General features: G+C 36.8%; 14 protein-coding genes. 6 read left to right on the forward strand and 8 right to left on the reverse strand.

The window, feature by feature from the left end:
* Positions 1–25 precede the first annotated feature (25 nt).
* Both SNE38_RS04290 and SNE38_RS04295 read left to right on the forward strand, forming a co-directional pair.
* On the forward strand, positions 26–442 hold the full coding sequence (locus SNE38_RS04290) for a DUF1850 domain-containing protein (RefSeq protein ID WP_336045921.1): 417 nt from the start codon (positions 26–28) through the stop codon (positions 440–442).
* Positions 439–2,457: a TRAP transporter permease gene (locus SNE38_RS04295; protein WP_336045922.1), complete on the forward strand. Its 2,019-nt coding sequence runs from the start codon at positions 439–441 to the stop codon at positions 2,455–2,457. Before SNE38_RS04290 ends, SNE38_RS04295 begins: the two co-directional genes overlap by 4 nt.
* Before the next feature lie 96 nt (positions 2,458–2,553).
* Here the strand turns inward: SNE38_RS04295 and SNE38_RS04300 are convergent, their stop codons facing one another.
* From SNE38_RS04300 to SNE38_RS04310, 3 genes are read right to left on the reverse strand one after another with little or no spacing between them, the layout of a single operon-like run.
* Positions 2,554–3,015 carry a DUF2691 family protein gene (locus SNE38_RS04300; RefSeq protein WP_336045923.1) on the reverse strand — a complete coding sequence of 154 codons (462 nt, stop codon included), beginning with the start codon at positions 3,013–3,015 and terminating at the stop codon, positions 2,554–2,556.
* A gap of 26 nt (positions 3,016–3,041) precedes the next feature.
* Positions 3,042–3,389: a hypothetical protein gene (locus SNE38_RS04305; protein ID WP_336045924.1), complete on the reverse strand. Its 348-nt coding sequence runs from the start codon at positions 3,387–3,389 to the stop codon at positions 3,042–3,044.
* A 13-nt stretch (positions 3,390–3,402) separates the two neighbouring features.
* Positions 3,403–3,843 (reverse strand): DUF4275 family protein, encoded by a 441-nt coding sequence (locus SNE38_RS04310; RefSeq protein WP_336045925.1) that lies wholly within the window; start codon positions 3,841–3,843, stop codon positions 3,403–3,405.
* A gap of 141 nt (positions 3,844–3,984) precedes the next feature.
* Here SNE38_RS04310 and SNE38_RS04315 point away from each other — a divergent pair, with 141 nt between their 5' ends.
* A complete protein-coding gene (locus SNE38_RS04315; protein WP_336045926.1) occupies positions 3,985–4,401 on the forward strand; it encodes a hypothetical protein in 417 nt (138 codons plus the stop codon).
* Between the two features lie 101 nt (positions 4,402–4,502).
* Here the strand turns inward: SNE38_RS04315 and SNE38_RS04320 are convergent, their stop codons facing one another.
* Together SNE38_RS04320 and SNE38_RS04325 are read right to left on the reverse strand one after the other, a co-directional pair.
* On the reverse strand, positions 4,503–5,384 hold the full coding sequence (locus SNE38_RS04320) for a helix-turn-helix transcriptional regulator (RefSeq protein WP_336045927.1): 882 nt from the start codon (positions 5,382–5,384) through the stop codon (positions 4,503–4,505).
* Between the two features lie 86 nt (positions 5,385–5,470).
* The gene (locus tag SNE38_RS04325) at positions 5,471–6,484 is read right to left on the reverse strand and encodes a DUF2332 domain-containing protein (RefSeq protein ID WP_336045928.1); all 1,014 of its coding nucleotides are present in this window, start codon (positions 6,482–6,484) and stop codon (positions 5,471–5,473) included.
* Positions 6,485–6,597: 113 nt separating this feature from the next.
* Between SNE38_RS04325 and SNE38_RS04330 the strand changes: the two genes are divergently transcribed.
* Positions 6,598–7,485 (forward strand): LysR family transcriptional regulator, encoded by an 888-nt coding sequence (locus SNE38_RS04330; protein ID WP_336045929.1) that lies wholly within the window; start codon positions 6,598–6,600, stop codon positions 7,483–7,485.
* A 54-nt stretch (positions 7,486–7,539) separates the two neighbouring features.
* Here the strand turns inward: SNE38_RS04330 and SNE38_RS04335 are convergent, their stop codons facing one another.
* The 3 genes from SNE38_RS04335 to SNE38_RS04345 form a co-directional block, all read right to left on the reverse strand.
* The gene (locus tag SNE38_RS04335; protein WP_336045930.1) at positions 7,540–8,295 is read right to left on the reverse strand and encodes a class I SAM-dependent methyltransferase; all 756 of its coding nucleotides are present in this window, start codon (positions 8,293–8,295) and stop codon (positions 7,540–7,542) included.
* 77 nt (positions 8,296–8,372) lie between these two features.
* A complete protein-coding gene (locus tag SNE38_RS04340) occupies positions 8,373–9,656 on the reverse strand; it encodes an alkaline phosphatase family protein (protein ID WP_336045931.1) in 1,284 nt (427 codons plus the stop codon).
* Positions 9,657–9,660: 4 nt separating this feature from the next.
* Positions 9,661–10,908, reverse strand: coding sequence for an MFS transporter (locus SNE38_RS04345; RefSeq protein WP_336045932.1), 1,248 nt, complete (start codon positions 10,906–10,908; stop codon positions 9,661–9,663).
* A gap of 156 nt (positions 10,909–11,064) precedes the next feature.
* Here SNE38_RS04345 and SNE38_RS04350 point away from each other — a divergent pair, with 156 nt between their 5' ends.
* Positions 11,065–12,237: an MDR family MFS transporter gene (locus tag SNE38_RS04350; protein ID WP_336045933.1), complete on the forward strand. Its 1,173-nt coding sequence runs from the start codon at positions 11,065–11,067 to the stop codon at positions 12,235–12,237.
* A 348-nt stretch (positions 12,238–12,585) separates the two neighbouring features.
* Positions 12,586–14,277, forward strand: coding sequence for an FAD-dependent oxidoreductase (locus SNE38_RS04355; RefSeq protein ID WP_336045934.1), 1,692 nt, complete (start codon positions 12,586–12,588; stop codon positions 14,275–14,277).
* The last annotated feature ends 10 nt before the right edge of the window (positions 14,278–14,287 follow it).

Genomic DNA, 14,287 nt, shown 5'->3' on the forward strand with positions numbered 1-14,287 from the left:
CGCCCTCCTTTTCGCTTCTTTTTTCTTGAATTTTTCAGTAGTAACTGTCGAGGCGGATGAGCAGATATATTGGTCTTGGCAGGACACATTTGGACTGGCATGGATTCATTCGGTGGAAAAAGAAGAATGGATAGAGTTTTATGAAATAAAAAATGATCAACTACTTTTAACACACACGTCATTTAAAACGTTCGGGGCGGGGGTCCCCAGCACACCTAATGACGGAAAAAATTCTGTGCTTGAAAACGGCTATGTGACGATGGACATCGACAGAATGTTCCAATCTCTGCAATTAGTTGTGTCTGAGAACGTACAAAGCACATTTGTGATAGAAGGAAAGGAAATTCCATTGTACAAGCTGACAAAAAATTATGAAGCGGTTACCATTTCCGTAACGAACCTCTCTTTATGGGATATGGTATTTAAGGGGGTAAAGTTATGACAGAAGAAAAAAAAGAAAAGGTGTTAGCTGAAGAAATTTCGAGTGAGAAAGTACAAGAAGTACTCGAAAAATACGATACTGATTCCAAAGTACGGAAATACAGTAACAAAAGTTTAGTCATCCTGCTGAGTATTTTAGGCATTCTGTATTCAATATTCCATTTGTATATTACGTTTAATCCGATTCCGACCCTGTTATTGCGTTCAGTTCACTTACTGTTTGCCATGGGGCTTGTGTTTTTAATCTATCCAACCTTCAACAAACAACGAAGAGACAAAATTCCTTTTTATGATTGGATTTTATTTGCTTTAAGTATTGGAGCTTGTGGCTACTTATTTGTAGAATATCAGGATATTGTTTCCACGCGGGGTGGTATTCCGAACACAATAGATATTATCGTTGCGATCATGACGGTTCTATTAGTACTAGAAACCGCAAGACGTGTAACAGGGTGGGTTTTACCAGTTTTGGCATTGGTATTCCTAAGTTATCCGTTCTTCAGTCACCAAGGTTGGCTACCACGTATGATGATGACGCGAGAATTTGACTTAGGTGATATTTTCGGTCAATTGTTCTTAAAAACAGAAGGATTATTTTCAACAGCCATCGGAGCTTCCGTGCAATTCATTTTCCTATTCATTTTGTTTGGTGCTTTTTTATCTAAATCTGGAATGGGTCAGTTCTTTAACGATTTAGCACTTGCTTTAGCAGGACATAAACAAGGGGGACCTGCCAAAGTGGCGGTTATCTCTAGTGCATTTATGGGGAGTATTAATGGATCCGCCGTTGCGAATGTTGTCGGAACAGGAGCTTTTACTATTCCTTTAATGAAAAAAATCGGGTATAAAAAAGATTTCGCTGGAGCCGTAGAGGCAAGTGCCTCCATAGGTGGACAAATTCTGCCGCCTGTTATGGGAGCGAGTGCCTTCATTATGGCGGAAACAACAGGTATTAGTTACGGTACGATTGCACTTGCTGCTGTCATTCCCGCACTTTTATACTTTTTAGGGGTAATTATGCAAGTACATTTTAGGGCAGGGCGAGATGGATTAAAAGGCATTCCAAAACCCGACCTGCCACGTGTAAAAGAAGTGTTACTAGACAAAGGTCATTTAATAGTTCCGTTAGTGGGGCTAGTTGTCCTACTCGGTTCAGGGATGCCTGTAGCACATGCTGCCTTTTGGACGATTGTTTTAACCGTTGTTGTGGCAGCAGTGCGAAAGCATACACGCATGTCGTTTAAAGATATTTTCTTCGCGTTAGAGGATGGGGCACGTCAATCTCTTTCTACCGTTATTGCCTGTGGAGTAGTTGGTATCATTATCGGTGTAGTGAATTTGACAAGTTTCGGCTCAACCTTGACTTCGGCCATTACAACACTTGGTTCAGGCAGTTTATTCTTGACTTTATTCCTGACAATGATTGCTTCGATTATTCTCGGAATGGGTCTACCAAGTATTCCAGCTTATATTATTACCGCAACGATGGTCGCACCTGCACTTGCTGAATTCGGTGTACCGCTTTTAGTAGCGCATATGTTTGTATTCTATTTTGGTATTTTTGCCAATATCACACCACCTGTCGCTCTGGCTTCATTTGCGGCTGCAGGACTTTCTGGCGGCAGCCCAATGAGAACGGGTGTCATATCCGTTCGCTTGGCACTTGCTGGTTTTATTGTACCTTATTTATTCGTATACGCTCCTGCCATGCTCCTAATTGATCCGACAGGACTACCAATGAACGCAACTGAATTCCCGTTGGCATCGATTCCTGATATTTTATCAGTAACGATTTCTTCGATTTTGGGTGTAGTGGGAATTGGTGCTGCAATTGAAGGGTATTTCAAAACCTATATGAACGGCATCACCCGTATCATTTTAGCAGCAGGTGCATTATTACTCATTATCCCTGAGTTCTATACGGATGTAGTTGGTGGATTAATTGTAGTGGGGATTTTTGTATTGAACACCGTGAAAACCAATAAAGAGAATAGCGAAGCAAAAGTAATGGCTTAAAAAACGTCTTCGGATATTTTACAATTCAGGTTATTATTAAAACATTCATAAAGGAAAATGCCTAAACCAGTGCATTTTCCTTTTTAATTTCTTACCTTAAAAGATCTCAAAAGTAGTTCTGTTGTCGTTTTCATCTGTAATATAGACAACATTTTCATATTTCGACTCAATTGCTTTTGTATACAGCGCGGTAAGGACCTTCTGATTTTTTGTATAAATTGTTACATAGGAACAATCAACGAGTAAAAGCGCGAATTCACATTGGCTGTTTAAAAATTCTTCATATGTAGTGATTTCTTTCACATGTAAAGGGTCATTAAAGGCTTTTAAGTCAGCGAACAGGACATAATAATTTCCTGCAGAAATTCTATTATAAAACGCTTCCCCTGAATACACATGTGGTTTCGGAAATAGAGGTGCACCTAATTCATCATTTTCAATATAATAAGCTTCCTCACCACCAGTCTTCCAAAAATACTGTGTGAAATCGAAAGCATTTAAAATGTTTAACAAGTATTGTCCGGATTTGTTAGGAATTTCAAAAGATAGTCCTCTCATCTGTAAATAATGCCTCCCTCTATATATTACGTTAAACGTAAATCCCGCTTAAATTCACGGTATTCTCTGATAGCGTTGTGCCCATTTAACGTAGCTATATGCTGCTCAAGTTTCTCCTGATTTTGAGAAAGTATCGGGTGGATCTCTGTTGTATCAGCCTTTCCATATAAACAGTTCATATAAAAAATGAGCTGAGAGGCAACGAAATCATCATTCGTTTCTAAGATGGCATCGAGCATATAAGGAATGAAGTCAAATGCTTCGAAACTCGTTTTTTCCTGGATGAGTTTGTCAAATGCAGTAGATAAATAAAATTCATCTTCATTTATTTTTTCAACCCAATCTTCTAATATCACGGCAATGGTATGATGCATAAATTTTATCTCCTTAGTTCAAGTAGTCTGCCTCACTATAGTAAGGGCCAAAGTCACTTTCATGTGTTACTACATATGTCCACGTAAATTGCTCATCTACAATATATACATCTTCTTCCAGTTGAAAAAGAATGGCTTTTAGTGCGTCTGCTCGCTCAACTAATAAAACTTCAGGTAATCGCTGATGAAATACGTAGCACTTTGTTTTCTTTTTCATATCAAAGGCTTTGTTAGCAGCAGTTTTTACAAAATGGGATTTTCGTTCATTACTAAAAACATGCCATAAATAGCCACAGCTATAACGATTTCCGTAAAGATATATTTTTTCCTTTTCAGTTTTACTTAAATGGTGAACGAAAGCATCTTCCCAGCGTTTACGGAAATAAGGGGCAAAGTAGAGATATACTTTAAATTTGATATTATTTTTTTCAAGTTGCTTGATTAATTGGTCCATAAGTATCTCCTATTAGTTTATGTGTAGGGTGAGCCATTATTTTCCTGGTTTGTGTTATAGTAGAATACAATTTAAAGCATATCTTATTTCGGAATTAAAGGATAATAAATATACAGCGGTTTTATTGGGGAGGAATAGAAAATGTGTGATATAAAGGACATAAAAAATACAATTGAAAAGATTTTTATAAGTGAAACGGTGGATGGTCTGCACTTTTGGGGACCAAAGTTAATGTTATCTGTAAATAATAATTTATATGATGAAGTGTATATATGTATAGAAGGCGCCTTTAAAATTAAAGAAAATGAGGAAATAATCCGAATGGAGATGGGGGATACAGAACGATTGCCGCAGCTTTGTAGATTAGCATTTCAAAAAATTATTACAGTGGAGCTTGTAGCAGCGAATGATTTATACGTTACATTTGAATCGGGCATCGAGCTTGAGGTGTTTGGCTATAATGATGCTTATGAAGGCTGGCAAATGGAGGCAAGGTTGGATGGAGAACAGTTATTAATTGTGGCGGGGCCAGGTGATAGCATAACCGTATTTGAGTAATCGATAAAGGGATTTAATATAGGAAAATAAATTCCAGATTATAAGGAGTAGGTCTATAACCTGGAATTAAGTTTCTTAAGAAGCAATTATATTGAATATACCTATTTAGAATCATCAAATCCTAAATTTACCGGCTCTAATGGCAGGTCTCCAACGGAACCAATCATATTTGTAGTGGCTACGGATTTCTCCACTTCTTCAAACTTAATGCCATCAATCCATGCTTCTCCTGATCCGGCGAGTAAAAGTCCAAAATGAATGGAAGCACTCTCTTCGGGTACGTCTAGCACAATCGTGTAGTAGTTCCAATCTGTCGTACCATGAATTGCGCGGTTGTCCATATTATCAAATTGTAATAAATCCCCGTTTTTTGCATCAATACGGCACCACGCACCGCATTTCATTGCTTCCTTTGTTTTAATAAAACATGATATTTTGAAACGTTTGCCAACCCAATTTTTTGCCGAAAAGGACTGCATCATTGTGCCAAAATGTCCTTCAGTAGAAGGTTCCAAACAGCCTAAATAGCCGGATTTTGTTCCGGTATGAAATACTTCAGTATCTGCTTTCATCGTGTACGCTGCTGGATTAGTCCCGCTTAAAAACCAGCCCTTTACTTCGTTTGTTGTCGTCATTTCCTGTTCCTCCGTTCGCATAATTGATTTCATTAGATTGCGGTACTTTCCTGGGGGCATATTGTATAGCTCTTTGAATGCTCTAGTAAACGCTTCTTGAGATTGGAAATGGCATTCAAGCGAAATTTCCATAATACTTAAATCGGAATGCAGTAATAGATAAGAAGCTATTGCAAGTCGTCTTTTTCGAATATATTCGCCTATAGTTAAGCCCGTTTCCTTTTTAAAACTTCTCGTTAAATGAAATTTCGAATAGCCGATTTTCTTAGCATAGTCTTCCAGCTGCCATTGCTCCAAAAGATGATCCTCTAGCGTATTAATAATATCCTGCACGATTAAACTATACATTGCGCTCACCTCAAGATTTAGTATAGCGGAGAAATAATGGATATTTTTGATAATTATTGCGGTCTGATTTTTATTGGTTTAAATCATTAATTCCAATAAAAATAATGCCCATGTCCATCTGTATTTTTCAATACTTTTAAGTTAGTTGTTTCACTTGAATGAATATAATCTACATGAAGATGTTGATCGTAAAGGTTATTATAAACATGATAAATCGGTGTTTTTCTGCTTAAATGATTGATCATTATTAATAATTCTTCCTTTAATTCAGAAGGGAACTGATTGGCAACATGCGTATGAAAAATGACAATTTGTGATTCTTCATTTAGTTCGCCAATATACTTTGGAATTAACTTTCTGAAATCACCTTCTAATAAAGTTTTCTCACAGTTTAAATGGATTTTTCGGGCCTTTTTTAAATTTTCTTTTCGCTTCTGTTGCTCTGGCCAAATTAAGCATTGAAGCCAATAAAAATCTTCATCCACGTTTAAGTCGATAATGTTTAAGTCAATTCCTAAGCGATTTTTAATTTCAAATGTATCAACCCCGATTAAAGTATCTCCTAAATTCTTCGCGTGTATCTGAAGGGAACTCCCTTTAGCTCCATAATGAATAGGATCAGATTGTTGAATTTCGTATTGATAATATTCAAGGTTTAATAATAATCCTGCACTTGTTCCAATCTCGATTAGTGTTAATGGTTTGTTACCTCGTTTAAAAATTTCATGGAAAATGGGGTACAAGTAAGCTGCTCGTTGAACCTCATTTGTTTGCACTTTTTTCGTTTGGAATAATTCAATTAACTCATATTCATTTTCCTTACAGAAATCTTTTAATAAATGAAAGCTCATTTCGAATTTGGTCTCTTCCGGGTAAAGAAAACAGTGAGCTAACGGCTGTTTCGTTCTTAATGCTAAATATTGCACTGAAGCAAAAAATAGATTTGGTTGAGGCTGTGTCTTAGGAATATGCTCGATTAAATCCAGCAGAAGATCATCCTGAACGATGCGATGGCACCAAAATTCATATAGAGGGCTGTTATCTTTTGCTTCCATTTCTGCAAAGCGATTAAAAGTTGAGATTATTTGATTTTTTCCCATGTTCATACCTTCTTTCTTTTGAGTGAATTTATCGTATAATAAAAGTTAAATTAACTGAATTAATAAAATTTAATAAAATTGATTAATAATATTAATTAGAAGAAGGTGAAATAATGGAGTTGAAATGGTTGAAAACTTTTGTGACAGTTTATGAATGCGGCAATTTTAGGGTAGCTGCTGAAAGGCTGTTTATTTCACAACCAAGCATTTCCGTACATATAAAATTATTGGAAGAAGATTTAAAGGTACCTCTGTTTGTGCGAAATCATACGCAAATTCAACTTACAAGAGAAGGGGAATATTTTTATCCTTTAGCGAAAGAAATTTTAGAGAAGGTTGATGAAAATAAACAGTTATTGTTAACGTATTCAAATTCTGAAAAGATCCAATTATCCATTGCGCTGTCTCCAATATTGGTAACAACAAAACTACCAGAAATTTTGTATGAATTTATGTCCCATTTTACAAACTACGAGCTTGATATCGTGATAGAAGAATCACATGATATAGATGTTTTAATTCGCTTACAAACGGTTCACCTTGCGATAGGTACAAGCAACAGTAAGTTTAAAGATATTCATGCAGAAAAATTACAAACAAGTCCACTTGTTTTAACTTACCCATCGTCATTTATAGAGGAAGATAAAAAAATATCAATTATATTGTCAGAGCTACTTAATGATTATCCAATGTTTGTAGGGTATTTGGAAGGAATAGAGCCGCTATTAACCCTAATAGAACAAGAGCACAAAATTACCCGGAAAAATACAATTAAAGAAAGTAATATCGTGAAACAATTAGTATTAGGCGGTTTAGGAATTGGATTTTTACCTAAGTTTCTCATAGAAGAAGAACTGGCAGAGGGGAGATTGAAAATTTTAGAATTAAAGCCACATATGCATTTATTTCCTGTAGAAATTTATATGAAGCACGTTCGAGAGAGTGAGCAATTATTGCCTTTATTAAACTTTATTAGAGAAAAATATAACTCGAATTTTTAACAGCACCAAAAAAAACCCTTCTAGTTTTAACAATTAGAAGGGGATAAAGCTATATTAAGCATTCTTTAACCTTGCATGAATCACCATCGAAATACTATTTGCATCAAAGGTTGCTTTTGTCCAGGAACCATAAATATGAATCAGTTCAAATCCATGCTGCTCTAAAAGCCGTTGCATTTCTAATGGATATGTATATCTTAATTTAATACGATCTTTATATTCTTTTTGAGAAGATGTATAGGTGGATGTACAATGTAATATTTGTGTTAATGGATCATAAGTCTCTTGATTGATGACAGTACATGTTTCACCATTTTTATCTATAGATTCTTCATAAATCTCGTCTTTCGCAAGTTCATGGAGAATCGGATTTCGCGTATCAAATAGAAATTCCCCCGCTGGATTTAAATGCTTTTTGACTGACATGAATAGAGCATCCTGGCTTTCGTTTGTTAGGAAGTGTTGAAATGAATTACCTGTCATATAAATAAAATCTGATTTAATCGGTAAGTTCAATTGTGTGCAGTCTTGTACACTTAAATGAATGTCAACACCTTTTTTACGTGCCATTTCCTGTGCGAAATGCAGCATGCCTTGATCGATATCCACACCGTAAACTGTATGACCTCTTTTGGCTAATGGGATTGCCAAGCGTCCTGTTCCACAAGCAAGTTCAATGATGGTGCTCTTGTTTTCTCCTAAATAAGCCTCGATAAAATCTAAATCTGCTGTGTAATTTTTATAAGTCTCGTCATATTCTTCCGGTAGTTTGTATTTAGATAGATTATCGCTGAATTCATTTATCAACATATAGTTAGTTACCTCGCAATTTTGGTTGAGTTGAATAGCCGCCTATCAGAAAAATGACAAACGGCTTATAGAAGTCATCACTTAAATAATTCGGTCAACGCCCGGCCATCTGTATTAGGTAAATCAAGATTTAATATATGTGCAATTGTAGGACCAATGTCGACAACACTTACTTCACCAATATCAGTGCCGGCAATGACCTGATTACCTGAAATAATTAAATTACTCGTATAATTCGCTTTAGATGGTAAATAACCATGTGTTGCGTATTTTTTACCTTGTGCATGTAAATCAACGACCGCTTCCTGTAAATGGTCATCCTCAAAAGAGTAGCCTTCCTTTGCTTCAATCATATAACGGAATCGATTATTTACATGGAGTTCGTTCAGTTCCTTTGTACTTAAAATGGCTTCTATGCCATAGGATTCATGTTGTTTGGCATCATGTAAAATGGAAAGAGCAATTCTTTCCGCCTCGGAATCTCCGGGTTGCACATGCAAATAGGCTGCACCGCCAGCACCTTGCACATAGGCACGCCACTGCCATTCTCCATTTTGCTCATAAATTAAGTTCTCATCATAAAACAACCGATTTAAATACACTTTATATTGAACATCAAGCTGGCTATGATCCCCAACAATTATAAAAGTCGTTTCTTCAAAAATGCCGGCATCCTTGGTCGCCTGAACTAAATCACCAATACGCCGATCCATACGATCTATTACTTCTTCGATGTGAGCACCTTGTGTACCGTGCAAGTGCTTGGAATCATCCAAATCGATTAAATGCATTAGCAGTAAATTCGGCTTTTTCTTTTTAATCGTATCGACTGCACATACTGTTGTGAAATCATCCAAATAAGGCTGGTTGATTCCTTGTCTGATTTTGCCATATTTTAATTCCATCTGGAGCGTGAATAATTTACTTCCACTTTTTAAAATCTTTAATGCCTGGTTTTCATTTTTGACTGCTTTAATTTCAGGGATATTGTAATCGATTTGTGCTTTTCCTGTTACTGGCCATAATAATCCTGCTGTTGTAAGGCCCTTTTTATGAGCGGCCTCATACACAGTTGGTGCCTGTATATCCTTCCGGAACCAATGCCAGTTTTGTTCGCTTTCAGGCACGAAAGGCTGGAACGGATTATTATGAAATACACCGTGTTTATCTGGATACATGCCTGTCACATACGAACTGTGAATAACATAGGTGAGGGTCGGATACACACTTTTCACTAAATTTGTGGAAGCACCATTTTCAATTAACTTTGTTAAATTCGGTTTCGACTTTGCGCTTTCCCAATTGTCTTTAGAAAACGCATCATACGAAACGACAATGACATATTTACTTTTTTGTTTCATATAATCACCTTACTGTTCTTGTTTCACGACCTACATCTTTAGGAAGCATTAAAAAGACGATGAGGCCGATAATAAATAATGGAATAATCGATAAAATACTATATCTTGCTTCACCTGTCAGAGTTGTTGTTAAAGCCATTAAGAAGGGACCGATAATTGCTGCAAACTTCCCGAAAATATTATAAAAGCCGAAAAACTCATTCGAGCGTTCCTTCGGTATAATTTTTCCATAGTAAGATCGACTAAGGGCCTGAATTCCGCCTTGCGCAGAGCCAATCATAATTCCAAGGACAAAGATATGCCACATTTCAGATATGAAAAATGCCGCAATACATACAATCATATATGTGGTAATACCTGCAATAATCATAGAGCGTGTGGAATATTTTTTTGCAAGTGAACCATAAAGCAGTGCAAATGGAAAAGCAACAATTTGAATAACGAGTAAAATACCTAAGAGCATAAATGTATTTAAACTATCTGGTCCTAAAACGCTCGTTGCATAAGGTACAACCATTTTAATAATTGTATCAACACCATCGATATAGCAGAAGTAAGCGACTAAAAATAAGAATACGATTTTATAATCTTTAATATTTAGAAACGTTTGACCTAAACGTTTAAAGCTTTTGCCAACGGGATTTGGTTCTGGTTCGATATAATGGCGCTGCCTTACATCACGAATCATCGGGATTGTCAGTAATCCCCACCATAATGCCGTAATACAAAAACCGATTTGATAGCCAATCGCTTCATCCATTCCCATTAGGAAAATAACGGCTAAACTTATTCCAAAAGGGATGACACTCGAAATATAGCCGAATGCAAAACCGGATGATGATACTTTATCCATTTTTTCATCCGTCGTAACATCAACTAAGAAAGAATCATAGAAAATGTTTGCTCCGGCAAAGCCAATGCAGGATAAAATGTACATGACAATTAATAGCTGCCATTGTCCACTTTCAGGTGAAATAAATGTAAAGGAAAGAGTAGAGATAATACCGACTAAAGCAAAAAATGTAAAGAAACGTTTTTTCTTATCTTTATAATCCGCAAAGGCCCCTAAAATCGGACTAAGTACAGCAACAAATATACTGGCAAGTGAATTAAAGTAACCTAAATCCATATTATTTACCCCATTAAACATACCAAAGACAATTGGAAACAGGGCAGTAGTAATGGCTATTGAATAAGCTGAATTCCCACAATCATACAATATCCACGATTTCTCTTCTTTCGTAAGCTTCACTTGAATTTACCCTCCTAACCTATTATTTTCTGCAATTATACCATTTTACTGGAAATGAAGAGATAAAATATAGAAAATTCACATTAGTGAAATATTATTTACGGAAGTTATGTATAATGGAAATTACATCCAAAGGAAAACTAGAGGAGACAATTTATGCAAAGAATTTTTCAATATTTCCATCCACTTGTATGGATAATATTAAGCGGAACCATTTTTGTACGAACAGCCAGTTTTATGGCTATCCCATTTTTAGCATTGTATTTACATAATGAACTGCAAGCTTCGCCGTTACTAATCGGCTTAACGATTGGAATCGCCCCTCTGTTTTCTACTTTTGGCGGCTTTTTTGGCGGTTTTTTAACAGATCGTTTTGGTCGGAAAATTGTTATTATCATGACGGTATTTGTTTGGAGTCTTACATTTATCGGCTTTGCGTTAGCGCCTTCAGCAATTTACTTTGTTGTTTTAAATGCCATTAATGGTTTATGCCGTTCATTTTTTGAGCCCGGAACACAGGCACTCATGATTGATTTTACGGAAGATGCTAAAAAGAGGCGTCTGTTTTCAGTGCGGTATACGGCTATTAATATTGCGGCTGTTATTGGTCCCTTGCTTGGAGTGTGGGTCGCAAGCTTAACAAGTCCATCGATTCCATTTATGATCACTGGCTTAATGTACGCGATGTACGGATTATTTTTATTTATCATATTAAATCGCTACGAAATGAAACAGAAAAAGCTGGGTACAAACCAGCATGTATTTACTGTTTTAAATGCAGTAGTTCACGATCGAAAGCTGTTACTGTTTATTGCTGGTGGTATATTAATAACAATTGGTTACTCGCAATTTGATTCGACATTACCTCAATTTATTAATATGAATGTGGAAGAGGGAGTAAAACTCTTTGCATATGTGATAGTAGCTAATTCGATTACTGTTTTAACATTCCAATTACCCTTAACCATCTTCAGTGAAAAAATATCCATATATGCATCCTTAAAAATAGGAGTAGTTATTTTTGCTGTCGGTTTGTTTTTATTCGGTGTTTCTCACAGTTCGTGGATGTTTGTCGTGAGTATGATTATTTTTTCTGTAGGGGAAATCTTCTGTTTTCCAATGATGAATGCTGTTATTGAAGAAATTGCTCCTGAAGATCAAAAAGGAACGTATTTAGGTGCAGCACAGTTCAAAAATATTGGGGGATTTGTAGGTCCAATTTTAGGTGGATGGTTATTAACGGTTTATATAGATTATATGTTTGCCATCATTTCTTTAATCTTGCTATGCAGTATTTTTATATATAACAGTGCACAGAGACTGGCTTGAATTGGGTTGTTCATAAGTTAATCATTATGCTGCATTATTCATGCATCTAAACTCGTTAATCTACGTTGATTGACGAGTTTTTTACTAGGTATATTTTTATATAGTAGGGGGCGTAAACCTAAAAACTGTTTAGCATTTTCTGTATTAGGACTTAAGAGCGATTGAGCTTTTTTTATGAAATGCCTGTGTTTATATGGTTTTGTGAAGAATTGGGGTAAATAAGCGAAGAGTAGACTAAAATTTGTCGTTTGTATTTATATTAAAATCGTTGACAATATACCTCGTGGGGTATATTGTGTGAAGTAAGTAGTAATAACAAATTAACTGTGAAACTTAGGAGGGCTTAAGATGAAAAAAGTAGTAATTATTGGTGGGGTAGCAGGTGGAGCTTCTGCAGCAGCAAGAATTCGTCGTTTAGACGAGCAGGCAGAAATTGTGATGTTTGAAAAAGGACCACATGTATCGTTCTCAAATTGTTCATTACCGTTTTATTTAAGTGGAGTTGTTGCAGATAGCAAGAAGCTGTTAATGATGACACCGGATTCATTTGAAGCTAAGCATAACATTGATGCCCGCATAAATAGTGAGGTTATTGCCATTAATCGTGCAGACAAGACGGTGACAGTGAAAAATACCGTTACAGGTGAACAAACAACAGAAGACTATGATCAGTTAGTTTTATCACCAGGTGCGACTCCAATTGTCCCGAAGTTGCCAGGCAATGATCTACCGCATGTATTTACCGTAAGAAATGTTGTGGATATCGAGCGTTTACATAAAGCAATTATAGAACAGGACGCACAAAATATTGCGGTCATTGGAGGAGGCTTTATCGGGGTTGAGGTAGCAGAAAACCTACGTTTAGCAGGTCGAAATGTATCGCTTGTCGAGTTTGCACCGCAAATTTTAACGCCGTTTGATGAAGACATGGTACAAATTTTGCATAAGGAAATGGTTGATCAAGGTGTTGAGTTAATCGTCGGTGATGGCTTAGCAGAAATTACGCCGAATTTAATTAAGTTAAATTCAGGGAAAGAAGTTGCAGCTGACATTGTTGTTTTAGCCATTGGCGTTCGTCCGGAAACAACTTTAGCGACAGAAGCAGGCTTGGAAATTGGTGAGACGGGTGCGATTAAAGTTAATCAAAATTACCAAACAAGCGATCCAAATATTTATGCAGTTGGGGATGTCATCGAAGTGTATCATCGTCTGATGAACAAACAAACTCGTTTAGCACTTGCCGGTCCTGCTCAACGTCAAGCACGCGCGGCAGCGGATCATATGTATGGAATACCGGCCAAAAATAAAGGTGTCATCGGTTCATCTAGCATTCAAGTATTTGACTATGCTGCAGCGTCTACGGGGTTAAATGAGCGTACTGCAAAGGAAATCGGTTTATCAGTGGAGGCCGTATATATTATCGCGCCTGATAAAGTCGGCTTAATGCCTTCGAGTAACCCCCTTCATTTCAAGTTAGTTTATGAGTTGCCTACGGGTCGAATTGTCGGCGCGCAAGCAATTGGAAAAGGCAATGCAGATAAGCGTATTGATGTGATTGCGACATTGATTACAATGAACGGAACAATCGAAGACTTAAAAGAGCTGGAGCTTTCGTATTCGCCTATGTTTAGTACAGCAAAAGATGTTGTGAATTTAGCAGCCTTGGTAGCAACGAACTTAATGGCTGGCCGGTTTAAGCAGGTGCGTGTGAGCGATGTACGCCGTTTAGTAGAAGAAGGTGCTTTTATTGTTGACGTGCGAGAAGTGAATGAGTTTGCGCAAGGGGCGTTGAAAGGGGCAGTGAACATTCCACTGGGCGAATTACGTGAGCGTATGGAGGAAATCCCTACAGATGTACCGGTTTATGTACATTGTCGTTCATCACAGCGTAGTTATAATGCAGTGATGGCACTCAATAATAGTGGCTATACAAATGTAGCGAATATCTCGGGTTCATTCTTAGGGATTTCCTTATATGAATACTATCAGGATCAAGTGAACAATCGTGAACCGATTGTAACAGCTTATAATTTTAAGTAACGATTTGCGA

The sequence above is a fragment of the Solibacillus ferritrahens genome (assembly GCF_037027585.1).
GTDB classification, from domain to species: domain Bacteria; phylum Bacillota; class Bacilli; order Bacillales_A; family Planococcaceae; genus Solibacillus; species Solibacillus ferritrahens.